This is a genomic window from Spirillospora sp. NPDC000708, assembly GCF_040299565.1.
Lineage (GTDB): Bacteria > Actinomycetota > Actinomycetes > Streptosporangiales > Streptosporangiaceae > Spirillospora.
Map to the genome: position 1 here is coordinate 1 of NZ_JBEPCJ010000133.1, position 21,433 is coordinate 21,433.

Below are 21,433 nucleotides of genomic sequence, written 5' to 3' on the forward strand. Positions count from 1 at the left end.
GTCGCCCCGCGGCCCGGGAGCTCCGCGGCGAAACAGCCTGTCAGTCGCAACGGGGGTTCCAGGGGGTCGCCCCCCTGGGTCGGCACCGCGGGGGTTTCAGGGGGTCGCCCCCATGGGAAGACGCAGCACGAAGCGGGCGCCCTCCTCGTCGGTCTGGCGGTCGGCGAGGACGAGGGAGCCGCCGTGGGCGGCGGCGATGTCGCGGGAGATGGCGAGGCCGAGGCCGGTGCCGCCGGCGTCGCGGTGCCCGCCCTCGTTGAGCCGGGTGAACCGCTCGAAGACGCGCTCGCGGTCCTCGGGGCGGATGCCGGGCCCGTCGTCGATGACCTCGACGACGGCGGTCGCCGGTTCCTCGGTGCCGACGATCACGGTGACCGCGGTCCGGGCGTGCCGGTCGGCGTTGTCGATCAGGTTGGTGAGCAGCCGGGCCAGCTCGCTGCGTCCGGCGCTCACCGTCACGGGGCCTTCCGACAGGACGGTGACGCGGGCGCGCCGGGGGCGGCGCAGCACCTCCTGGTCGGCCAGTTCCGTCAGGTCCACGGTCTCGCGGGGGAAGTTGCGGTCGGCCTCCAGCCGGGCCAGCGCGAGCAGGTCGTCCACGACCGCGCCGACCCGGTCGGTGTTGTTGAGCAGGGCGCGCAGCGTGTTGGGCAGGTCGGTGGCATCGGGGTCGGCGAGCGCCAGCTCCAGCTCCATCCGGAGCCCGGCGAGGGGGCTGCGCAGCTCGTGGGAGACGTCGACGACGAACGCGCGCTGCCGCGCCACCGCCTCCTCCAGCCGGTCCAGGGTGGCGTTGATGCTGTCGGCGAGCACCGCGATCTCGTCGCGCCGCTCCGGGACGGGGACGCGGCGCTGGATGTCGGTGGCGGTGATCTCGTCCAGCTCCTGGCGGATCGCCTCGACCGAGCGCAGCGCCTGGCTCGCCGACAGCCACGTCCCGTACCCGGCGAGGCCGACGGTGGCGGGGATGCCGAGCGCGAGCAGCGCCGAGAGCAGCGGCCGCGGGAACAGGCCGGGCTCGGGCGCCAGGGTGTACACGAACTCCTCGCTGGGGCCCGGCAGGCCCACCCGGAACTCGACGATCTGGAAGCAGGGGCCGCCGGGCGCGTCGACGGCGCAGCTGCGGCCGTCGCGCCGGTCGTTGCCCGGCGGGGGCCGCGGGAACGCCAGCGGCGGCCGGCCCTGCATTCCGCTGCTCGCGGCGATGACGCGGTGCCGGGCGTCGACGACCTGCGCGAGCGTGTCGTCGACGGTGTAGATGTGCGGGACGGGCAGCACGCCGGCGTGGATCACGGTCGAGATGCGCCGGCCCTCGCGCGACAGCTCGTCGTTGACGCTGTTCTTCGCGTCCTGCCTGATCAGCACGATGAAGATCACGTAGAGGACGGTGGACAGCAGGAGCGCGGCGAGGGCCGCCGTGACCGTCACCCGGAACCGGACCCGCGAGCCGTGCAGCACGACCCGCCACGCCCAGCGGGTCAGGACCGCTGCGGCACGGCGGGGCCGGACACCGATGACGACCTCCCGGGTATGTTGCCGATACCCGGTGTTTCTTGCCTGAGCAGGGCAAACGCGACCGTGGGGGGCGGGTAAAAGATCGGTCCGCCCCGCGCGGCGTCAGTCGCCCAGGCCCCAGCGTTCGCGGATCGCCCGGTCCACCACGCCGAACAGCTGGTCGATCACGATGCCGATGACCAGGATCACGATCATGTAGGAGATCATCCCGGGCGCGTCGTTGAACTCGCGGGCCTGCGACAGCAGCACGCCCAGCGAGGTGGTGCTGCCGATGATCACCAGCAGCTCGCCGGCCATCAGGCTGCGCCACGCGAACGCCCAGCCCTGCTTCAGCCCGGCGACGAACGACGGCAGCGACGCGGGCATGATCAGGTGCCGGTACAGGTTCAGCCCGCGCAGCCCCATCACCTTCCCGGCGCGCAGCAGGATCGGCGGGGTGTAGTCGACGCCCGCGATGAGCCCGTTGGCGATGGACGGCGCCGCGCCCAGCACCACCACGAACAGGATCGCGCTCTCGCTCAGCTTGAACAGCATGATCGCGAGCGGGAACCAGGCGATCGACGGCATCGTCTGCAGCCCGGTGATCAGCGAGCCGAACGCGCGGCGCAGCACCCGGAACTGCGACACCAGCGCGCCGATCACGACGCCGAAGGCGATCGAGACGGCGTAGCCGATCAGCGCCCGCTGCATGGTGAGGCCGACGGCGCTCCAGAAGGAGGAGGTCGTGAGGTGGTCCCAGAGCACCGGGAGGGTGTCCTTGGGGCCGGGCAGGACGTAGGACGGCTTCCATCCGCTCCACACCACCGCCTGCCAGGCGAACAGCCCGATCAGGACGGCCGTGATGATCGGCCAGACCGCCGACCAGGCGCGCTGCAGGCTCCGGGCGCGGGTGGCGCCGCCGAGTTCGAGGGCGTCCAGCCCGGCCAGCTCCCGGTTCACCCGGCCGCTCCCCGCAGCGGCCGTGTCCTCGGGAGCCGTGTCCTCGGGGATCGTGTCGGTCTCGGGGACGGCGGGGGCGTCGTGCCGGCTCGTGGTGTCATGCGCCATGGCGGCCGACCTCCTCTCGCAGCCGGTCGGTGATGGCCGCGGCGAGCTCGGCGACCTCGGTGGAGTCGATCCGCCGGGGCCGCTCGAAGGGGACGGGGAACTCCTGCACGACCCGGCCGGGCCGGCTGCTGAGCAGCACCACCCGGTCACCGAGCCGCACCGCCTCCCGGACGTTGTGCGTGACGAACAGGACGGTGAGGCCGCGCTCGCGCCAGATCCGCTCGATCTCGTCGTGCAGCAGGTCGCGGGTCATCGCGTCGAGGGCGCCGAACGGCTCGTCCATCAGCAGCACGGTGCCCTGGCCGGAGTCGGAGTCGTCGACGGTCAGCGCGAGGGCGCGGGCGAGCGCGACGCGCTGGCGCATGCCGCCGGACAGCTGGTGCGGCCGCTTCTTCGCGAACCCGCCCAGGTGGACCGAGTCGAGCAGCTCGGCGGCGCGTTCGCGGCGGTCCTGCCGGGGGACGCCGCGCATCTTCAGCGCCAGCTCGATGTTCGCCGTGACGTTCAGCCACGGGAACAGCGCCGGCTCCTGGAACATCAGCGCGACCCGCGCGCCCTCGGTGTCGATGGTCCCGGCGCTGACCTGGTCGAGCCCGGCGACCAGGTTCAGCAGCGTGCTCTTGCCGCAGCCGGACGCGCCGAGCAGGCAGACGAACTCGCCGGGCGCCGCGTCCAGCGACACCTGGTCGAGCGCGAGCAGGGACGAGGTCCCGGACCCGAACGCCTTGGAGACGCCACGAAGCCGGACCGCCGCAGCGGTCCGGCTCGGGGCGGCCGTGACGGCCTGTGTCATTTGTCGCTGACCTGTGCCTTCCCGCTCGCCTTGAGCACGTCGTTGAGGGGGCCGAGCTCGTAGATCCCGTTCAGGTCGGTCTTCTGCAGCAGCCCGATCTGCTCGGCGTGCTGCGCGCCCGCGGTCAGCGACGAGGCGACCGGGTCGACGGTGAAGGTGATCGACTTGAACGCCGAGTCCAGGACGTTCGGCTTGAGGGGCTTGCCGCTCAGCTTGGTGAGGGCGTCGTTGGTGACCTTCTCGGCGTCGGCCTTGTTCTGGTTGATGTAGTCGGTGGCCTCGACGACGCCCTGCAGGAGCTTCTTCACCTCGTCCGGGTGCTTCTTCTCGAACTCCTGGCTGACGATGAGGTTGGTGATGACGAACTTGCCGCCGGGCCACAGCGACGACTCGTCCAGCAGCTTGACGCCCTTGTCCTCCAGGACCAGCCGGGAGGCGTAGGGCTCGGGGACCCAGGCGCCGTCGATGGTGCCCTGCTGGAAGGTCTGCAGCGTCTGCGAGTTGTCCTGCGGGATGATCTTGACGTCGCCGCTGCCGTCCTTGTTCGCGGTGAGCCCCTGCTGCTTGAGCCAGTACCGGACGGCGACGTCCTGGGTGTTGCCGAGCTGCGGCGTGGCGATCTTCTTGCCCTTGAGGTCCTGGGCGCTCTTGATCCCGGGCTTGACGATCAGGGCGACGCCGCCGGATGCCGCGCCGGAGATGATGTGCACCGCCTTGCCGTGGGACTGCGCCCAGGCGTTGATGGACGGGTTCGGGCCGACGAAGGTCGCGTCGATCGCGCCGGAGAACAGCGCCTCGACGGCCGCGGGACCGGCGTTGAACGTGGCGGTCTTCGGCGCCTTGCCGAGGTGCTTGGCGAAGATGCCCTTCTCGACGCCGACGAGCGCGGTGGCATGCGTGATGTTCGGGAAGTACCCCAGCCTGAGCTGGGTGTCCGCACCGGACTTCCCATCGCCGCCGTCGTCGCCACAGGCGCTGAGCGTCCCCGCGCCGGCCAGGACGATCAGTGCCGCGGCGGCCGCGCGCCATCGGAGTCTGCGATGCATTGTCAGTAATCCCTACTTACCCAGTGTGTTTGACGTGCTTAGTAGATAAGGTGGGCAATGATTTCGTCAAGTCGCTTGCGCGGCACGGTCGTGTAACGACCGCTGCCGCCGAACGGCGAGCCAGTTGGGCGGTACAGGGGGTGCCCGGGATAGGCTCGGTGACCGCACCGATCTGTCCCGTACCACCAGGGGGTTGCCCGTGTCGTCCATCGAGGCCGTACTCGCCCGGGAGATCCTCGACTCCCGCGGCAATCCGACCGTCGAGGTCGAGGTGCTGCTCGCCGACGGCACCGAGGCCCGCGCCGCCGTCCCGAGCGGCGCCTCCACCGGGCAGTTCGAGGCCGTCGAGCTGCGCGACAAGGACGAGCGGTACGGCGGCAAGGGCGTCCGCAAGGCCGTCAAGGCGGTCAACGAGACCATCGACGAGAAGCTCGTCGGCTACCCCGCCTCCGACCAGCGGCTGATCGACCAGCTGCTGAACGACCTGGACGGCACGCCGGCCAAGTCCGAGCTCGGCGCCAACGCGATCCTCGGCGTCAGCCTCGCCGTCGCCAAGGCCGCCGCCGACTCCGCCGGGCTGCCGCTGTTCCGCTACGTCGGCGGCCCGAACGCGCACCTGCTGCCCGTCCCGATGATGAACATCCTGAACGGCGGCGCGCACGCGGACAGCAACGTCGACGTCCAGGAGTTCATGATCGCGCCGATCGGCGCCGCGACCTTCGCCGAGGCGCTGCGCTGGGGCGCCGAGACCTACCACGCGCTGAAGTCGGTGCTGAAGTCCCGCGGGCTGAGCACCGGGCTCGGCGACGAGGGCGGCTTCGCGCCGGACCTGCCGAGCAACCGCGACGCGCTCGACCTGATCGTCGAGGCGATCGGCAAGGCCGGCTTCACCCCCGGCCGCGACATCGCGCTCGCCCTGGACGTCGCCGCCAGCGAGTTCCACGCCGACGGCCAGTACGCCTTCGAGGGCACCAAGCGCTCGTCCGACGACATGGCCGCCTACTACGGCGAGCTGCTCGGCAACTACCCGCTCGTCTCCATCGAGGACCCCCTCGACGAGGAGGACTGGACGGGCTGGGAGGGCCTCACCGCCGCCGTCGGCGACCGCGTCCAGATCGTCGGCGACGACCTGTTCGTCACCAACCCCGAGCGGCTCGGCCGCGGCATCGAGGCGGGCGCCGCGAACGCGCTGCTGGTGAAGGTCAACCAGATCGGCACGCTCAGCGAGACGCTCGACGCGGTGTCGCTCGCGCAGAGCAGCGGCTACCGCTGCATGATGAGCCACCGGTCCGGCGAGACCGAGGACACCACGATCGCCGACCTCGCCGTCGCGACCAACTGCGGCCAGATCAAGACCGGCGCCCCGGCCCGCAGCGACCGCGTCGCCAAGTACAACCAGCTGCTGCGCATCGAGGAGCTGCTGGACGACGCGGCCCGCTACGCCGGCGCCGCCGCGTTCCCGCGCTTCGACGCGCAGGGCGCCTGACGGGCCCGTGTCCCGGGACGAGCGGGACGACCCCCGGGGAGACGACTCCCCGGGGGCCGGCGAGCGCCGTGCCAGCCCCGCGCTGACCAGCCGCGCCGCGATCCTCGCGGTGGTGATGTGCGCGATCGCGCTGAGCCTCGCCTACCCTGTGCGCGAGTACATCGCGCAGCGCAAGGAGATCTCCGATCTCCAGCGCAAGCAGTCCGCGGCGCGCAAGAGGGTGGACGAACTCGCCCAACGCAAGCGGCAACTAGGGGACAAGTCGTACATTGAGCGTGAGGCGACACGAAGGCTGCACTACTGCCGCCCGGACGTGACGTGTTACATCGTGCTGGACGGCGGCGGGGACGACGGGCGCAAGGCCCGCAACGACGGTCCGGCGAGCCGGCCGCCGTGGTATGAGACGTTGTGGCGGTCGGTGGAGACCGCCGACAGGCCGCGCTGATCCCGTTCCGCGGCCGGGCGGGACGGGCGGCCGCGACCGGCGGGTGGGGCCGGTCGCGGGCGGACCGGAGGTGCGGCAGGCCGAGACGGATCGCGGGATCCGCGGGTGGGGACGAATGATCGACGAACGTTGCACAGGGGCATCCGGACCGGCGTCCGAGCGGGACGTCGCGGCGGTGGCGGCGCAGCTCGGACGGGAGCCGCGCGGCATCCGCGGGGTCGCCTACCGCTGCCCGTGCGGGCTGCCGGCGGTGCTGGAGACGGCGCCGCGGCTCCCCGACGGCACCCCGTTCCCGACGCTGTTCTACCTGACCTGCCCGAAGGCGGCGTCGGCGATCGGCACGCTGGAGGGGAGCGGCGCCATGCGGGAGATGCAGGCGCGGCTCGCCGACGACCCGGCGCTGAAGGCCGCGTACACCGCCGCCCACGAGGACTACCTGCGCCGCCGCGACGAGGCCGCCCGCGAGGACGGGATCGAGCCGCTGCCGGCGGGCATGCAGAGCGCGGGCGGGATGCCGGAGCGGGTGAAGTGCCTGCACGCCCTGGTCGCGCACGAGCTGGCCGTGCCGGGCGGCAACCCGTTCGGCCGCGAGGCGCTGGCGGCGCTGCCCGAGTGGTGGCGCTCCGGCCCCTGCGTGTGCGTCGACCCCGCCGACCCCGCAGACCCGGCGGCCGCCCAGGCCCCCGCCGACCGGGACCCCGCCGCCCAGGACGCCCCCGACGCCGAGGAGGCCAAGTGACGCGCGTCGCCGCCATCGACTGCGGGACCAACTCGGTCCGCCTGCTGATCGCCGACATCGCCGCCGGCCCGGACGGCGGCTCGCTCACCGACGTCGAGCGCCGCATGGAGATCGTCCGGCTGGGCGAGGGCGTCGACGAGACCGGCCGGCTGTCGACCGCCGCGCTGGACCGGACGTTCACCGCGATGCGCGGGTACGCCGAGCTGATCGAGCGGCACGGGTCGCAGACGGGGGAGGGCCCGATCAAGACCCGGGTGGTCGCGACCAGCGCCACCCGCGACGCCGAGAACCGGGCCGACTTCGTCAGCGGCGTCGTCGACATCTTCGGCGTCGTCCCCGAGGTGATCAGCGGGGACGAGGAGGCGGAGCTGTCGTTCACCGGCGCCACCCGGGAACTGGCCGAGCTGCGCCCGGCCCGCCCCTACCTGGTCGTCGACATCGGCGGCGGGTCCACCGAGTTCGTGCTCGGCGCCTCCTCGGTGGAGGCGGCCCGGTCGGTCGACATCGGCTGCGTCCGGATGACCGAGCGGCACCTGCGCGACGGCGACCCCCCGTCCCCGGAGCAGATCTCCAACACGGTCGCCGACATCGACGCGGCCCTCGCCGAGGTGCGCCGCACGGTGCCGGTCGACGAGGCGCGCACGCTGGTCGGCCTCGCCGGGTCCGTCACGACGGTCTCCGGCATCGCGATGGACCTGCCGGAGTACGACTCGTCCCGGATCCACCTGTCCCGGGTCACCGCGGCGCAGGTGCACGAGGTGACGCGGCGGCTGCTGCACGCGACGCGGGCCGAGCGCGCGGAGATCGGCGTCATGCACCCGGGCCGGGTGGACGTGATCGGCGCGGGCTCGCTGATCCTGGACCGGATCATGCGCGAGTACGGGTTCGGCGCGGTCGTGGTCAGCGAGCGCGACATCCTCGACGGGATCGCCTGGTCGCTGGTCTGACGTCCGGCCCGCGCCCGGCGGGCCCTCGGCGCCCGGTCAGCCCTTGAGGGACGACAGCAGCGCGGGGATCAGCACCGCGTTCGGGTTCTGCTGCGGGACGTACAGGACCGGCGTCGGGCTCGCGGCCTGCCGGATCCAGACCCGGCCGCCGTCGACGACGGCGCCGGAGATCGACGACCAGCTCAGCGACACCCGGTCGCCGCGCACGCCGCCCGGGTGGACGGTGAGGCCCTGCGCGACGTCCACCGACTCGCCCGCGCGGACGCGGCCGGCCAGCTCGGCGACCATCCGCGGTTCCGCGCACGCCTGGCACAGCTGGATCAGCCGCCCCCAGACCGTCTCGGGCTCGATCGTCCCTCCCGCCTCGATGACGACCTCGACGCGCGGGCCGCCGTGGAACGGGTGCCGGCCGGCCTGGAAGATCCACCGGGTGCCGGGGGCCTGGCCGAATCCGGCCGGGATCTGCGCGGCCCAGTAGGCGACCCATTCGACGTGCGGCCACGCCAGCGCCGCCTGCCCGTACGCGACGCCCTGCTCGTCGGCGTGGAGGCGCAGCCCGTGCACGGTCGCGGCGACGCCCTGGACGACGGGCGGCCCGCCCCAGGACGGCTGCCGGGCGTGGCCGGGGTACGGCTCGGACGGCCGCCCTCCCGGGGCGGGCCGCCCCTGCTCCGGCGTGCGGGCGCGCGGCGGGCGGTCGGGTTCGGGGTTGAGGCGGTCGGTCCAGGTCCGGCCGTCCCACCAGCGCAGGCTGCCGGTTCCGTAGGGGTCGGGATACCAGCCCGGTTGCGACAAGGCATGCCTCCGCTCGGCAATGGCGCACGCCGGACACCCCGCGTCCCCGACCGGCGGAACCGCATCGTACCGAGGGCCGTCGCCGGGGCGTGCGAGGATCGAGGGCATGACCGACGCGCGCGCTCCCCATGTGCCACCTGGGACGGGATGGCCCGACGATCCCGCCGCCCCGGACACCCCCGTCGCGCACGGCGCGGGCGACGTGATCGAGCTCGCCGCCGGGGCGCCGGACCTGGCGGAGCTGTGCGCGCGGCAGTCGGTGTGCCGGGCGTGCGACCGGCTGGTGGAGTGGCGGGAGAAGGTCGCGGTGGAGCGGCGGCGCGCGTTCGCCGGCGAGGAGTACTGGGGGCGGCCGATCCCCGGCTGGGGCGACCCGGAGCCGCGCATCCTGATCGTGGGGCTGGCGCCCGCGGCGCACGGCGGCAACCGCACCGGCCGGATCTTCACCGGCGACCGGTCGGGCGACTGGCTGTTCGCGTCGCTGCACCGGGTGGGGCTCGCGTCGCAGGCCACGAGCGTGCACGCGGGCGACGGGCAGCGGCTGATCGGCGCGCGGATGGCCGCGACCGTGCGGTGCGCGCCGCCCGACAACAAGCCGACGCCGCTGGAGCGCACGACGTGCCTGCCGTGGCTGGCGCGGGAGGTCGAGGACGTCGCGCCGAGCGTCCGGTGCATCGTGTGCCTCGGCGGGTTCGCGTGGCAGGGCGTGTGGCCCGCGCTCAAGCAGGCCGGATACGAGGTGCCGCGGCCGCGCCCGAAGTTCGGGCACGCCGCGGAGGTCGAGCTGGCGCCGCCGCCCTCGGCGGCCCGCCGGGACCCGGTGCTGCTGCTGGGGTGCTACCACCCGAGCCAGCAGAACACCTTCACCGGACGGGTCACCGAGGGCATGCTCGACGCCGTCTTCGTCCGCGCTCGCGACTACGCGTAGCGCGCCGCGTCCGCGCGGATGCGGGTCACATCTTGCCGAGCTGGATCGGCGTCAGCCGGATCTGGCCCTGCTGGCAGACCGGGCCGCCGATCCAGCTGGTGCTGATGAAGGTCGTCTGGTTCGGCGGGATGATGTGCAGCGCCTTCGCCGTGGGCTCGCACTGGCCGGTCTCGCTCTCGCCCTCGCCCGGGACGACGCCCCAGTGCAGCTGCTCGTAGGCGGACGCGCCGGCGGGGATCGTGATCGTGCGGGCGGTGCCCTCGCGGACGACCTTCGTCGGGAGCGCGCCGGCGGCGTTGACGAGGCCGAGCCCGGACCAGCCGCCGGTCGTGCAGGACGTCCCGGAGTTGTTCGTCAGCTGGAGGGTGCCGTACCGCTGTCCGGCCCCCGGGTCCCCGTTGGAGTACGCGGACGCGTGGAGGTCGGACGTCGTGCAGTGCCGGACCCCGGTGCCGTTGGGGCGGGAGCCGGTGCCGGTTCCGGTCGTGGTGGAGGTACCGTTTCCGCCGTTGGTTCCGCTATGGTGTGGGGAGCCGTTCTGCGTGGACGTACTGGCGGGCGGGCTGCTCTCGTTGGACGAGGGGCTGGCGGTGAAGCTGGCGTCGCATCCGGTGAGGGCTGCGGTCAGCGCCGCTGCGGCCACGGTTCCCCAGATGATTCGTTGCATGTTCGCACACCCCTAATACGAGTCGTCGACGGTGGGGCAGGGCCTTGGCCAAGCGGCCGCTGAAGCCGCGCCGACCGGCCCCTGTTCCGGTCGCCGTCCGCGGCGCTTGGCGCCCCCGTGCGGCCCTGTCCCCGTTCCGTCCTCTCTCTGGCTGGTACATACGGTGAGATGCCGGGGTGCCCGGGGAAGTTCGCGCCTTCAGACGATCTTTCCGCTGTGACGCGTTTGGCGTGATCCGGTGGCGGATGCGGGTATCGGTCCCGTTATGCCTTCCGAGCGCAAGCACATCGTGATCGTCGGCGGCGGCTACGTCGGCATGTACACGGCCCTGCGGCTGCAGAAGCGGCTGCGCGGCGAGCTGCGGCGCGGCGAGATCGCCGTCACCGTCATCGACCCCCAGTCCTACATGACCTACCAGCCGTTCCTTCCGGAGGCGGCGGCCGGGAACCTGGAACCGCGGCACGTCGTCGCGCCGCTGCGCCGCGTCCTGCCGCGCTGCCGGATCGTCAACGGGTACGTCACGCGGATCGAGCACGCCTCGCGCAGCCTGACCGTCCGGCCGGCGGGCGCGCGGAGCGCGGGGGTGCCGGAGCGGACGATCGGCTACGACCTGCTCGTGGTGGCGCTCGGCTCGATCTCCCGCACGCTGCCCATCCCCGGCCTCGCCGAGTGCGGGATCGGCTTCAAGACGGTCGAGGAGGCCATCTTCCTGCGCAACCACGTGCTGCACCAGCTCGACATCGCGGCCTCCAACCCCGACGACGAGGAGGTCCGCAGGCGCGCGCTGACGTTCGTGTTCGTCGGCGCCGGGTTCGCGGGGATCGAGGCGCTCGCCGAGCTGGAGGACCTGGCCCGCGACGCCTGCAAGTTCTATCCGAACATCGACCCGTCCGACATGCGCTGGATGATGGTCGAGGCGACGGACCGGATCCTGCCCGAGGTCGGCCCCGAGATGGGCCGGTGGACGGCGGAGGCGCTGCGCCGCCGCGGCATCGAGGTGAAGCTCCGGACGATGCTGAAGTCCGCCGAGAAGCGGCACATCGTGCTGAGCGACGGCGACGAGTTCGACGCCGGCACCCTGGTCTGGACCGCCGGGGTGAAGCCGCATCCCGTCGTCAAGGACAGCGACCTGCCGCTGGACGACAAGAGCCGGATCAAGACGACCGACCAGCTCACCGTCGAGGGCCTGGAGGGCGTCTACGCGGCGGGGGACAACGCGGCCGTGCCCGACCGGTCCGGTTTCGCCGAGTTCACCGCGCCGAACGCGCAGCACGCGGTCCGGCAGGCGAAGCGGCTGGGCGACAACATCGTGGCGGACCTGCGCGGCAAGCCCCGCAAGACCTACGAGCACAAGTACGTCGGGTCCGTCGCGAGCCTGGGCCTGCACAAGGGCGTCGCCAACGTCTACGGGGTCAAGCTGCGCGGGCTGCCCGCGTGGGTCATGCACCGCACTTATCACCTGTCGCGGATGCCGACCGTCAACCGGAAGTTCCGCATCACCGCGGACTGGACGCTGGCGCTGTTCTTCCGGCGCGAGATCGTCTCGCTGGGCGAGCTGGAGTCGCCCCGCCAGGAGTTCGAGCTGGCGGCGGGCCGCACCGCCGAGGGCGCCTGAGGGGGCGCGTCCACCGCGGCCCCGCCCCGGGCACCCGGCCGGCGGCGCGCCGCCCCGGGTGCGCTGACCTGGCCGTCTCCGGCGTCACCGTCCGGATATGATGACGCCGCCCCTGTAGCCCAATGGCAGAGGCGGGCTCCCTAAAAGAGCCATTGTGTCGGTTCGAGTCCGACCAGGGGCACCCTGCGTGCATCGATCAGCCCCTCGCCGCGGTCGGCGAGGGGCTGATCGCGCGTGGGATCTCTGCGCCAGGGTCGTGGCGTCTGCTCGGGCGCAGCGGCACGACGGCGGGGGCGTCCGCTGGCGGGATCCCACCAGGTCCGTACGGTGTTCGGCCGTATGCGGTTGTCGGCGGCTCGCGAGGCGCTCAGTAGTGGCGCTCGCGGCGCGCCCGCTCGTGCTCGCGGACGAGGGCGGAGGCGTAGCCGTGGGAGAGGTTGTGCTCCTCGGCCAGCCAGGTGCTCCGTTCCTCGCAGCGGGTGAACGAGGGACCGTTCTCGATCGTCGAGAACCACTCGGGAAGGTCACGTCCGGTGACCGACGGGATGCGGGCGATCAGCTTGCTGTGCGTCTCCGGCGAGTGGTTCAGTGACAATTGGCACCTCCAGGTCGCGGGGCTCTTCCTGGCACTCTGCAACACCGGCCCGTATGTGACAACCCCCTAACGGGGACCTATCCATGACGTTACGTAGATCATTCGTAACGGGGATATTCTCCGGAAAGCGCAGGTGGCCCGCACCCGGCGCGCGAGCGCTCGGGACGGGCCACCGCGGGCCGCTCGGGCCGCTCGTCAGGAGAGCCGCTCCAGGACCATCGCCATGCCCTGGCCGCCGCCCACGCACATGGTCTCCAGCCCGAACTGCTTGTCGTGGAACTGCAGGCTGTTCACCAGCGTGGAGGTGATCCGGGCGCCGGTCATGCCGAACGGGTGGCCGACCGCGATCGCGCCGCCGTTGACGTTCAGCTTGTCGAGGTCGATGCCGAGGTCCTCGGCGGACGGCAGCACCTGCGCGGCGAACGCCTCGTTGATCTCGACGAGGTCGATGTCGCCGATGGTCATGCCGGCCTTGGCGAGGGCCTTGCGGGACGCCTCCACCGGGCCGAGGCCCATGATCTCGGGGGACAGGCCGGTGACGCTGGTCGAGACGATCCGGGCCAGCGGCGTGAGGCCGAGCTCGGCGGCCTTGGTGTCGCTCATGACGACGACCGCGGCGGCGCCGTCGTTCAGCGGGCAGCAGTTGCCCGCGGTGACGGTCCCGTCCGGGCGGAACACCGGCTGGAGCTGCGACACCTTCTCGTAGGTGGTGCCGGGCCGGGGGCCGTCGTCCTTGGCCACCACGGTGCCGTCGGGCAGCGTGACGGGGGTGATGTCCTTCTCCCAGAACCCGTTGGCGAGGGCCTTCTCCGCCAGGTTCTGCGAGCGGACGCCGAACTCGTCCTGCGCCTGCCGGCTGACGCCGCGCATCCCGGCGACGTTCTCGGCGGTCTGCCCCATCGCGATGTAGATGTCGGGGACCTGGTCGTCCTGGCGCGGGTCGTGCCACACCGGCGCGCCGCCCTCGGCGGTCTTGGCGGTGCGGGCCTGCGCGTCGGCGAAGACCGGGTTCTGGGTGTCGGGCAGCCCGTCGCTGCTGCCCTTGGCGAACCGGCTGACGGTCTCGACGCCGGCCGAGACGATGACGTCCGCCTCGCCGGCCTTGATCGCGTGCAGCGCCATCCGGGTCGTCTGGAGCGAGGACGAGCAGTAGCGGGTGATGGTCGCGCCGGGCACGTTGTCCCAGCCGAGCAGGACCGACACCACGCGGGCCATGTTGTAGCCCTGCTCGCCGCCGGGCAGCCCGCAGCCGAGCAGCAGGTCGTCGATCTGCGACGGGTCCAGCTGCGGGACCTTCGCCATCGCGGCGGTGATCATCTGGGCGGTGAGGTCGTCGGGCCGGATGTCCTTCAGCGACCCCTTGAAGGCGCGTCCGATGGGCGAGCGCGCGGTGGCGACGATGACTGCCTCGGGCATGTGCGGGTCTCCTGTCTCAGCGGCCGTCTCCGGGCCCGGCGCGACCGTCGCGGCGGACGGTGTTACTCGCCGGTCACCAGCAATCTAGCTCCCGCGCCGCACCCGCGCGCAACCCGGCCCCTCCGGCTGTGTTGACGGTGAGTCTAATAAGTGCCCGCTTACTCACCTGGGTCAACGGTCCCGGCCGGACCGGCCGCGTCAGGCGATGTCCGGAGCGACGGCCGGGGACGGCGGCGTGGTGTCGGCGGCCGGCGCGGAGCGGCGGCGCAGCAGCCGCGCCCACCGCCCCCGGGGACCCCGGTCGCGGCCCGCGACGGAGGCGCCCGACACCTCCGTGCCGGAGATCTCCGCCGCCTCGGCCGCCGCTAGGTACACCGGCAGCACGTCCTCGCCGAGCCGCGGATCCGGCAGCGCGCCGAGATCGGGCTCCAGGCCGAGCGCGTGCGCCATCGACGGCAGCACGGCCGCCGCGGCGGCGGCATAGCCCCGTGCGGACGGGTGGTAGCGGTCCTCGCTGAACATCGAGATCGGGTCCGCGGCGAACTCGCGGCCCAGCAGGTCGCCGAGCGACACCGACCGCGCGCCCCGCTCCACCGCCGCGATCGTCTGCGCCGCGGCCAGCTGCCGGCTCGCCCGCCGCGCGATCCACTTCAGCGGCTGCATCAGCGGCTTGATCGTGCCGAGGTCGGGGCACGTGCCGACGACCACCTGGCAGCCCGCCGCGCGCAGCCGCACCACCGCGTCCGACAGGTGCCGCACGGACGTGCCGGCCGGCACCCGGCCCGTCACGTCGTTCGTGCCGACCATGATGATGGCGAGATCCGGGCGGGCCTCCAGCGCCCGGTCGGTCTGGCCCTCCAGCTCGGCGGACCGGGCGCCCGAGCGCGCCACGTTCGTCATCCGGACGGGCCGCTCCGCGATCGCCGCCAGCCCCGCGGCCAGCATCGCCCCCGGCGTCTCCTCGGCGGTGTGCACGCCGAGCCCCGCCGCGGTCGAGTCGCCCAGCATCACCAGGGACAGCGGCCGGCCGGAGAGCGCCTCGCCGTAGAGGCCGTCCGCCGCCGGCGGATCCCCGTTCGGCGTCGCTTTGATGATCTTGCGGGCGAGCTTGGCCTCCGCCACGAGCAGCCCGAACGTGATGCCGCCGAGGGCCGTGATGCCCCCGCCCCCGTAGGCCGCGGCCGCCGCGATCCGGCGCGCCGTGAACGCTCTCAGCATGTCCGATGACCCTCCGTGATCGAGTTGTACCCTCCCGGAGACCGTTCGATGCCCGCGGGGCCGATCTCGGCTACCGTCGGTGCTGGGGCATCCCCCCGATCGCGCGTCCGGTTCCCCCTGCGTCACACGCTGCTGGAACGGGAGCGCGACCCGTTGAATTCCGACACACACACTGGACAAGGACGTCGCGGTGCACGTACACGACTCGCTCGTCGAGCTGATGGGCAACACCCCTCTCGTTCGGCTGCGCAAGGTGACCGGCGGCTCGGTGAACGAGCGCGGCCCGCAGGTGCTGGCCAAGGTGGAGTACTTCAATCCCGGCGGCTCGGTGAAGGACCGCATCGCGGTCCGGATGATCGACGCCGCGGAGGCGTCCGGCGAGCTGCGGCCGGGCGGGACGATCGTCGAGCCGACGTCCGGTAACACCGGCGTGGGGCTGGCCATCGTCGCGCAGGAGCGCGGCTACAAGTGCGTCTTCGTCTGCCCCGACAAGGTCGCCAAGGACAAGGTGGACGTGCTGCGCGCGTACGGCGCGGAGGTCGTGGTCTGCCCGACGGCCGTCTCGCCGGAGCACCCCGACTCCTACTACTCGGTCTCCGACCGGCTGGCCGCCGAGATCCCCGGCGCGTGGAAGCCGAACCAGTACACCAACCCGCAGAACCCGGTGTCGCACTACGAGACGACGGGCCCGGAGCTGTGGGAGCAGACCGAGGGCCGCATCACCCACTTCGTCGCGGGCATCGGCACCGGCGGCACCATCAGCGGCACCGGCAAGTACCTCAAGGAGGTCTCCGGCGGGCGCGTGAAGATCATCGGCGCCGACCCGGAGGGCTCGGTGTACTCGGGCGGCTCGGGCCGCCCCTACCTGACCGAGGGCGTCGGCGAGGACATCTGGCCGGAGACCTACGACCGCGACATCTGCGACGACGTCATCGCGGTCTCCGACAAGGACTCCTTCCTCATGACCCGCCGGCTGGCCCGCGAGGAGGCCCTCCTCGTCGGCGGCTCCTGCGGGATGGCGGTCGTCGCGGCCCTGCGCGTCGCCGCCGAGGCCGGCCCGGACGCGGTCATCGTGGTGCTGCTCCCCGACGGCGGCCGCGGCTACCTCAGCAAGATCTTCAACGACAGCTGGATGGAGGACTACGGGTTCCTGCCGTCCTCCACCGAAGAGGCCCGCGTGAACGAGGTGCTGACCCGCAAGGGCGGGGCGCTGCCGGAGTTCGTGCACGTCCACCCGCACGAGAGCGTGCAGACCGCCATCTCGATCATGCGCGAGTACGAGGTGTCGCAGCTGCCGGTGATGAAGGAGGAGCCGCCGGTGATGGCGGCCGAGGTGATCGGCTCGGTCGTGGAGAGCGAGCTGCTCGACGTCCTGGTCAAGGAGCGCTCCGGCCTGCTGGACGCGGTGGAGGCGCACATGTCCGCGCCGCTGCCGACGATCGGCTCCGGCGAGCCGGTGAGCAAGGCCGTCGGCGTCCTGGAGAAGTCGGGCGCCGCCGTCGTCCTCGTGGACGGCAAGCCCAAGGGCCTCATCACCCGCCAGGACCTCCTCGCCTACCTGGCCGACCCGAACAACTGACGTCCGCGAACCGATCGCCGGAGCCCGGGGACGGCCGAACCGCCGGCCGTCCCCGGGCTCCGGCGCTCTGGTGAGACATGCGTCACATCGGGCGTACCGATGTCACGGGACGTCCCGCCGATTCGCTCTCAGGTCCGCCAGGTTCGCGATGCCCGCGCGCCGCGGGCGGAGGAGACGATCGCCATGCCCAGCCCGATGTCTCGCACCGTGACCGTCGCCGCCGCGGCGGCGGCCGTCCTCGGCGGCACAGCCGCCGCCCGGGCGTCCGTGGAACCCGCCGCCGCCTGGACCGTGTCCGCGGGAGGCGCGACCGAGGTGCACGGCACCGGCGGCACCGCGGTCCTGACCAACGACCGGACCGGTGCCAGGATCACCTGCTCGACCGGACCGACCTTCGCGAGCCGCGTCGCCGCGGGCCGCACCACCGGCCAGCGGCTCGGCCTGCTGGACGACTACTACATCGACTGCACCGACGCGAACGGCCTGGCGCTGCGGTTCGGCGACGCCTACCAGGCCCTGCACAACGCCGACGTCCTGTACGGCACCGGCTACGACGCTTCCGCGGGCCGCGTGACGGGCTACCTCGACATCGACACGAGCGCCCCGCAGATCCCCGCCCTCGTCGCGCAGACCCTGTCGTCGAACACCTGCCTGCTGGTGTTGCAGCCGCCCGGGGTCCCCTCGGCCCCGAACCACTACCGGGTGCCGTTGACGTACACGAACTCCACCCGCACGCTGACCCTCGGCGCCCGGCTGTCGCTCGTCGCCCCGACCAGCTGCCCCGGCGTGCAGATCACCGACACCTACACCTACTCCGGCACGGTCGCGATCGGTGAACCACTGACGATCACGCCGGCGACGTCCTGACGGCGGGGCCGGGGGAGGCGTCCGGGCCCCGGACGCGGCGAAGCGCCGGAGACCGTGCGGTCTCCGGCGCTTCGCCTTCGGAGGAAGCCGGATTGCGGGCCCCGGCCCGTGGGCGGCATTTCTGACCGGGGCTCCGCAATCCGACGACTGCGGGGGCCTGCCGTCCTAGGACGGGTAGCCCGTGCCGACGTACTGGTCCTGCGTCGGGTCGGGGCGTCCGAGCCTCTTCTTCGGCTCGTCGCCGTGGCCCGGCCACCAGGCCCGGTGGCCCAGCATCGCGGTGATGCCCGGCACCAGGAACGTCGACATCACGAAGGCCGACAGTGCGATGCCCATCGCGACCGAGAAGCCCATCTGCTTGAGCATGGACACCGGCGCCAGCAGCATCACCGAGAAGGTGCCGGCCAGGATGAGGCCCGCCGCGGCGACCGTCGGGCCGCCGTGCCGGACGGCGCGGGACGCAGCCTCCCGGGGCGAGTACCCCTCCTTGGCCTCCTCGCGCAGCCGCGCGGTCATCAGGATGTTGTAGTCGGTCCCGATGGCCAGCACGAACAGGTAGAGGATGATCGGCAGCTGGAAGATCACGCCCTCCTTGCCCTGGGCGTACTGGAAGACGTACACCGCGGAGCCGAGCGTGGAGGCGAACCCGAGCAGCACCGCCACGACCAGGTAGATCGGCGCGACCACCGACCGCAGCAGCAGCGCCAGGATCAGCGCGATCAGCACCGCCGCCACCGGCAGGATCACCGACAGGTCGCGGTTGTTGACGGCGTTGATGTCGGCGTAGGTCGCCGTCGGGCCGCCGACGTAGGCGCGCGTCCCGGGCGGCGCGATCTTGTGCACCGCCGGCGCCAGGTCGTCCTTGACCAGGCTGATCGCCTCGTTGGAGGCCGGGTTCTTCTTCAGCACCAGGTCGACCCGGACGACGCCGTTCTTGCCGGGCTCCGCCGGGTTGACGCGTCCGACGCCGGGCGCGGTCTCGGCCTTCTTGGAGAACTCGGTGATCGCCTGCTTGGCGACCGGCTGCCCGTTGTCGCTCTTGATGAACACCTGGACGGGCTGGGTGAGACCGGGCGGGAAGCCCCGCTCCATGTCCTTGGTGGCCTGCGCCGACTCGGTGTCCTGCGGGAACCCGGCGGCGAAGTCGTAGTCGGACTTGAAGCCGAGCGCGCCGATGGCCAGCACGACCATGACACCGCCCGCGGCCAGCGCCGCGACGGCCGGGTGGCGGCCGACGCCGCGGCCGATCGCGCCGGAGACCCGCTCCTTGGGCTGCTTCTTCCAGGCCTTCGACGGCCAGAACACGGCGGTGCCGAGCAGCGACACGAGCGCCGGGAACAGGGTCAGCGAGGTGATGCCCATGGTGACGACGGAGATCGCCAGGGCCGGGCCCCAGGCGCTGAACACGCCGAACGTCGCGAGCAGCAGCACCAGGAAGGTGACGGCGATGGCGGCGGCGGCCGAGGAGATGACCTCGCCGACCCGCTCCACCGCGTGGATCATCGCGGTCTTCTTGTCCTCGCCCGCCCGCAGCCGTTCGCGGAACCGGAACATCACGAACAGGTAGTAGTCGGCGCCGATGCCGAACAGCACGATGAGGATGATGGTGCTGAGACTGTCGTCGCCGGAGAAGCCGAACAGCTTCGAGGCGGTGCCGATGAGGCCCATCGCGACCTGCATCGTCAGCATGATCACGACGATCGGCAGCACCGCGGCGATCGGCGCCCGGAAGATCACCAGGATCAGCCCGATGATCAGGACGAAGGTGGCGATCCCGACGATCTCGAAGGACTTGTTGAAGGAGTCCTCGTTGTCGACGAAGCCGGCGACGTCACCGCCGACCTTGGCCTCGAGCCCGCTGCCCTTCAGCAGCCCGGGCAGGTCCTTGCGTATCTCCTTGACCGCGTCGCCCTGCTTCTTGCTGGCCGCCTGGTCGGTGCCCTTCATCGGCACCGAGATGACCTGGACGGCCTTGTTGGGCGCCACCAGCTGCTCGCCGGTGAGGAAGTTCAGCACGGTGGCCGGCTTGCTCGCGTTCATGGACGCGGCGGCCTTGTCGATCACCCGGGTGTCGGCCGGCGTGATCTTCCCTCCGTCCGAGCGCTTGACGACGACGATCGAGGAGGTGTCCTCCTGCTGGGGGAACGCCTTCTGGGCGATCTTGGCCGCCTGGACCGACTCGTACTTGGAGGGCAGGAAGTCGCCCTGGTCGGACTCGGTGGACAGCTTGGGGGACAGCGTGATGATGAGACCGGCGGCCACCAACCAGGCCACGATGGTCCACCATGGATGTCTCACGACGAAGCGCGCGAGCCGAGCGAACATGCGTCTTCCTTAAATAAAGGGTCAACTCGGGATACTGGTTAAACGGTAGGGAACGCGCGCGCTCTTGGGGTCAACCCGCGTGCTGAAATGGGGGCTGATACCTCCGGGGGAGCTCCTCCTCCCAGAGGAGGGGCGGCGGGTGGATAGCCTCGTACCCATGGACAACGAGGTTCACCGGGGGTTCGAGACCCTGGCCATCCACGCGGGACAGGAGCCCGACCCCGCCACGGGGGCGGTCGTCCCGCCGATCTACCAGGTCTCCACGTACAAGCAGGACGGGATCGGGGGGCTGCGCGGCGGCTACGAGTACTCCCGATCGGCCAATCCGACGCGTACCGCGCTGGAGGTATGCCTCGCCGAGATCGAGACGGGGGCGCGCGGGCTGGCGTTCGCGTCCGGGCTCGCCGCCGAGGACGCGCTCATCCGCACCGTCTGCAAGCCCGGCGACCATGTGATCATCCCGAACGACGCCTACGGCGGCACCTACCGCCTCTTCGCGAAGGTCGCCGAACCGTGGGGCGTCTCGTTCGACCCTGTGCCGCTCGGGGACGCGGCGGCCGTGCGCGCGGCGATCCGCCCCGAGACGAGGCTCATCTGGGTGGAGACGCCGACCAACCCGCTGCTCGGCATCGCCGACATCGCGATGCTCGCGGGCATCGCCCACGACGCGGGCGCGCTGCTCGCCGTCGACAACACCTTCGCCTCGCCCTACCTCCAGCGGCCCCTGGAGCTCGGTGCGGACGTCGTGGTGCACTCCACCACCAAGTACATGGGCGGCCACTCCGACGTCGTCGGCGGCGCCCTGGTCGTCGCGGACGGCGGGCTCGGCGAGCGCCTGGCGTTCCACCAGAACGCGATGGGCGCCGTCGCGGGCCCCTTCGACGCCTGGCTGACGCTGCGCGGGATCAAGACGCTCGGCGTGCGGATGGACCGGCACTGCGCCAACGCCGAGAAGGTCGTGGAGCTGCTGACCCGGCACCCCGCCGTCCGGCAGGTCCTCTACCCGGGCCTGCCCGACCACCCCGGCCACGAGGTCGCCGCCAAGCAGATGCGCGCCTTCGGCGGCATGGTCTCCTTCCGGATGGACTCCGAGGAGGCCGCCGTCCGGGTGTGCGAGCGGACGAAGCTGTTCACGCTCGGCGAGTCGCTCGGCGGCGTCGAGTCGCTGGTCGAGCACCCGGGCCGGATGACGCACGCCTCGGCCGCCGGCTCCCCGCTGGAGGTCCCGGCCGACCTGGTCCGCCTGTCCGTCGGCATCGAGGACGCCGACGACCTCCTCCGCGATCTCGAACTAGCGCTCGGTTGACCCAGAGGGCTGTGTTTTCCCAGGGGGGCGACCCCCTGGAACCCCCGTCACGACGGACGGCCGGGTTCGGAGGGCGCCGGGCGCGCCGCGGGGGTACAGGGCGG

19 protein-coding genes and 1 tRNA gene are annotated in these 21,433 nt (G+C 72.2%); 10 read left to right on the forward strand and 10 right to left on the reverse strand.

Annotated features, from left to right (window positions below; translation table 11 throughout):
* Positions 1-96: 96 nt before the first annotated feature.
* From ABT299_RS48395 to ABT299_RS48410, 4 genes are all read right to left on the reverse strand, one after another.
* The gene (locus ABT299_RS48395) at positions 97-1,458 is read right to left on the reverse strand and encodes a sensor histidine kinase (protein ID WP_500254954.1); all 1,362 of its coding nucleotides are present in this window, start codon (positions 1,456-1,458) and stop codon (positions 97-99) included.
* A 159-nt stretch (positions 1,459-1,617) separates the two neighbouring features.
* The gene (locus ABT299_RS48400) at positions 1,618-2,562 is read right to left on the reverse strand and encodes an ABC transporter permease (protein ID WP_500254955.1); all 945 of its coding nucleotides are present in this window, start codon (positions 2,560-2,562) and stop codon (positions 1,618-1,620) included.
* A complete protein-coding gene (locus ABT299_RS48405; RefSeq protein WP_190861583.1) occupies positions 2,552-3,355 on the reverse strand; it encodes an ABC transporter ATP-binding protein in 804 nt (267 codons plus the stop codon). The genes ABT299_RS48400 and ABT299_RS48405 overlap by 11 nt, the downstream gene beginning before the upstream one ends.
* Entirely contained in the window at positions 3,352-4,401 is a 1,050-nt protein-coding gene (locus ABT299_RS48410; RefSeq protein WP_190861585.1) for an ABC transporter substrate-binding protein, read from the reverse strand. Before ABT299_RS48410 ends, ABT299_RS48405 begins: the two co-directional genes overlap by 4 nt.
* Positions 4,402-4,600: 199 nt before the next feature.
* Here ABT299_RS48410 and eno point away from each other — a divergent pair, with 199 nt between their 5' ends.
* The 4 genes from eno (at position 4,601) to ABT299_RS48430 (ending at position 8,018) form a co-directional block, all read left to right on the forward strand.
* Entirely contained in the window at positions 4,601-5,887 is a 1,287-nt protein-coding gene (gene eno / locus ABT299_RS48415) for a phosphopyruvate hydratase (RefSeq protein ID WP_190861587.1), read from the forward strand.
* 7 nt (positions 5,888-5,894) lie between these two features.
* Entirely contained in the window at positions 5,895-6,332 is a 438-nt protein-coding gene (locus tag ABT299_RS48420) for an FtsB family cell division protein (RefSeq protein WP_347256894.1), read from the forward strand.
* Positions 6,333-6,447: 115 nt separating this feature from the next.
* On the forward strand, positions 6,448-7,071 hold the full coding sequence (locus tag ABT299_RS48425; protein WP_433148207.1) for a DUF501 domain-containing protein: 624 nt from the start codon (positions 6,448-6,450) through the stop codon (positions 7,069-7,071).
* Positions 7,068-8,018 (forward strand): Ppx/GppA phosphatase family protein, encoded by a 951-nt coding sequence (locus ABT299_RS48430; protein ID WP_500254956.1) that lies wholly within the window; start codon positions 7,068-7,070, stop codon positions 8,016-8,018. The genes ABT299_RS48425 and ABT299_RS48430 overlap by 4 nt, the downstream gene beginning before the upstream one ends.
* Positions 8,019-8,054: 36 nt before the next feature.
* Here ABT299_RS48430 and ABT299_RS48435 read toward each other — a convergent pair whose 3' ends face one another.
* Entirely contained in the window at positions 8,055-8,813 is a 759-nt protein-coding gene (locus ABT299_RS48435) for a DUF2510 domain-containing protein (protein ID WP_190861593.1), read from the reverse strand.
* Positions 8,814-8,919: 106 nt separating this feature from the next.
* On the opposite strand from ABT299_RS48435, the gene ABT299_RS48440 reads away from it, so the two are divergent.
* Entirely contained in the window at positions 8,920-9,741 is an 822-nt protein-coding gene (locus ABT299_RS48440) for a uracil-DNA glycosylase (RefSeq protein ID WP_433148216.1), read from the forward strand.
* Positions 9,742-9,766: 25 nt separating this feature from the next.
* Here ABT299_RS48440 and ABT299_RS48445 read toward each other — a convergent pair whose 3' ends face one another.
* Positions 9,767-10,408 (reverse strand): DUF4232 domain-containing protein, encoded by a 642-nt coding sequence (locus tag ABT299_RS48445; protein ID WP_500254957.1) that lies wholly within the window; start codon positions 10,406-10,408, stop codon positions 9,767-9,769.
* A gap of 265 nt (positions 10,409-10,673) precedes the next feature.
* Here ABT299_RS48445 and ABT299_RS48450 point away from each other — a divergent pair, with 265 nt between their 5' ends.
* Positions 10,674-12,023, forward strand: coding sequence for an NAD(P)/FAD-dependent oxidoreductase (locus tag ABT299_RS48450; protein ID WP_190861602.1), 1,350 nt, complete (start codon positions 10,674-10,676; stop codon positions 12,021-12,023).
* Positions 12,024-12,131: 108 nt separating this feature from the next.
* Positions 12,132-12,204, forward strand: a tRNA-Leu gene (locus ABT299_RS48455).
* A gap of 186 nt (positions 12,205-12,390) precedes the next feature.
* Here ABT299_RS48455 and ABT299_RS48460 read toward each other — a convergent pair.
* The 3 genes from ABT299_RS48460 to ABT299_RS48470 all read right to left on the reverse strand — a co-directional run bounded on the left by ABT299_RS48460 (position 12,391) and on the right by ABT299_RS48470 (position 15,252).
* Entirely contained in the window at positions 12,391-12,618 is a 228-nt protein-coding gene (locus ABT299_RS48460; RefSeq protein WP_190861606.1) for a DUF4287 domain-containing protein, read from the reverse strand.
* A gap of 195 nt (positions 12,619-12,813) precedes the next feature.
* Entirely contained in the window at positions 12,814-14,034 is a 1,221-nt protein-coding gene (locus tag ABT299_RS48465) for an acetyl-CoA C-acetyltransferase (protein WP_500254958.1), read from the reverse strand.
* Between the two features lie 198 nt (positions 14,035-14,232).
* A complete protein-coding gene (locus ABT299_RS48470) occupies positions 14,233-15,252 on the reverse strand; it encodes an SGNH/GDSL hydrolase family protein (protein WP_387023022.1) in 1,020 nt (339 codons plus the stop codon).
* A gap of 190 nt (positions 15,253-15,442) precedes the next feature.
* Here ABT299_RS48470 and ABT299_RS48475 point away from each other — a divergent pair, with 190 nt between their 5' ends.
* The gene (locus ABT299_RS48475; RefSeq protein WP_387023020.1) at positions 15,443-16,831 is read left to right on the forward strand and encodes a cystathionine beta-synthase; all 1,389 of its coding nucleotides are present in this window, start codon (positions 15,443-15,445) and stop codon (positions 16,829-16,831) included.
* A gap of 183 nt (positions 16,832-17,014) precedes the next feature.
* Positions 17,015-17,698 (forward strand): hypothetical protein, encoded by a 684-nt coding sequence (locus ABT299_RS48480; protein ID WP_500254959.1) that lies wholly within the window; start codon positions 17,015-17,017, stop codon positions 17,696-17,698.
* Positions 17,699-17,863: 165 nt separating this feature from the next.
* Here ABT299_RS48480 and ABT299_RS48485 read toward each other — a convergent pair whose 3' ends face one another.
* Positions 17,864-19,972, reverse strand: a complete 2,109-nt coding sequence (locus ABT299_RS48485) for an MMPL family transporter (protein ID WP_387023017.1) — start codon at positions 19,970-19,972, stop codon at positions 17,864-17,866.
* A gap of 208 nt (positions 19,973-20,180) precedes the next feature.
* Here ABT299_RS48485 and ABT299_RS48490 point away from each other — a divergent pair, with 208 nt between their 5' ends.
* Entirely contained in the window at positions 20,181-21,329 is a 1,149-nt protein-coding gene (locus ABT299_RS48490) for a cystathionine gamma-synthase (protein WP_190861629.1), read from the forward strand.
* The last annotated feature ends 104 nt before the right edge of the window (positions 21,330-21,433 follow it).

Excerpts from the sequence above, each read along its gene's own strand:
- ABT299_RS48465 (WP_500254958.1), bottom strand. The coding sequence starts at position 14,034 with ATGCCCGAGGCAGTCATCGTCGCCACCGCGCGCTCGCCCATCGGACGC.
- ABT299_RS48405 (WP_190861583.1), bottom strand. The coding sequence starts at position 3,355 with ATGACACAGGCCGTCACGGCCGCCCCGAGCCGGACCGCTGCGGCGGTC.
- ABT299_RS48425 (WP_433148207.1), top strand. The coding sequence starts at position 6,448 with ATGATCGACGAACGTTGCACAGGGGCATCCGGACCGGCGTCCGAGCGG.
- ABT299_RS48450 (WP_190861602.1), top strand. The coding sequence starts at position 10,674 with ATGCCTTCCGAGCGCAAGCACATCGTGATCGTCGGCGGCGGCTACGTC.
- ABT299_RS48400 (WP_500254955.1), bottom strand. The coding sequence starts at position 2,562 with ATGGCGCATGACACCACGAGCCGGCACGACGCCCCCGCCGTCCCCGAG.
- ABT299_RS48480 (WP_500254959.1), top strand. The coding sequence starts at position 17,015 with ATGCCCAGCCCGATGTCTCGCACCGTGACCGTCGCCGCCGCGGCGGCG.
- ABT299_RS48490 (WP_190861629.1), top strand. The coding sequence starts at position 20,181 with ATGGACAACGAGGTTCACCGGGGGTTCGAGACCCTGGCCATCCACGCG.
- ABT299_RS48440 (WP_433148216.1), top strand. The coding sequence starts at position 8,920 with ATGACCGACGCGCGCGCTCCCCATGTGCCACCTGGGACGGGATGGCCC.
- ABT299_RS48445 (WP_500254957.1), bottom strand. The coding sequence starts at position 10,408 with ATGCAACGAATCATCTGGGGAACCGTGGCCGCAGCGGCGCTGACCGCA.
- ABT299_RS48470 (WP_387023022.1), bottom strand. The coding sequence starts at position 15,252 with ATGCTGAGAGCGTTCACGGCGCGCCGGATCGCGGCGGCCGCGGCCTAC.
- ABT299_RS48410 (WP_190861585.1), bottom strand. The coding sequence starts at position 4,401 with ATGCATCGCAGACTCCGATGGCGCGCGGCCGCCGCGGCACTGATCGTC.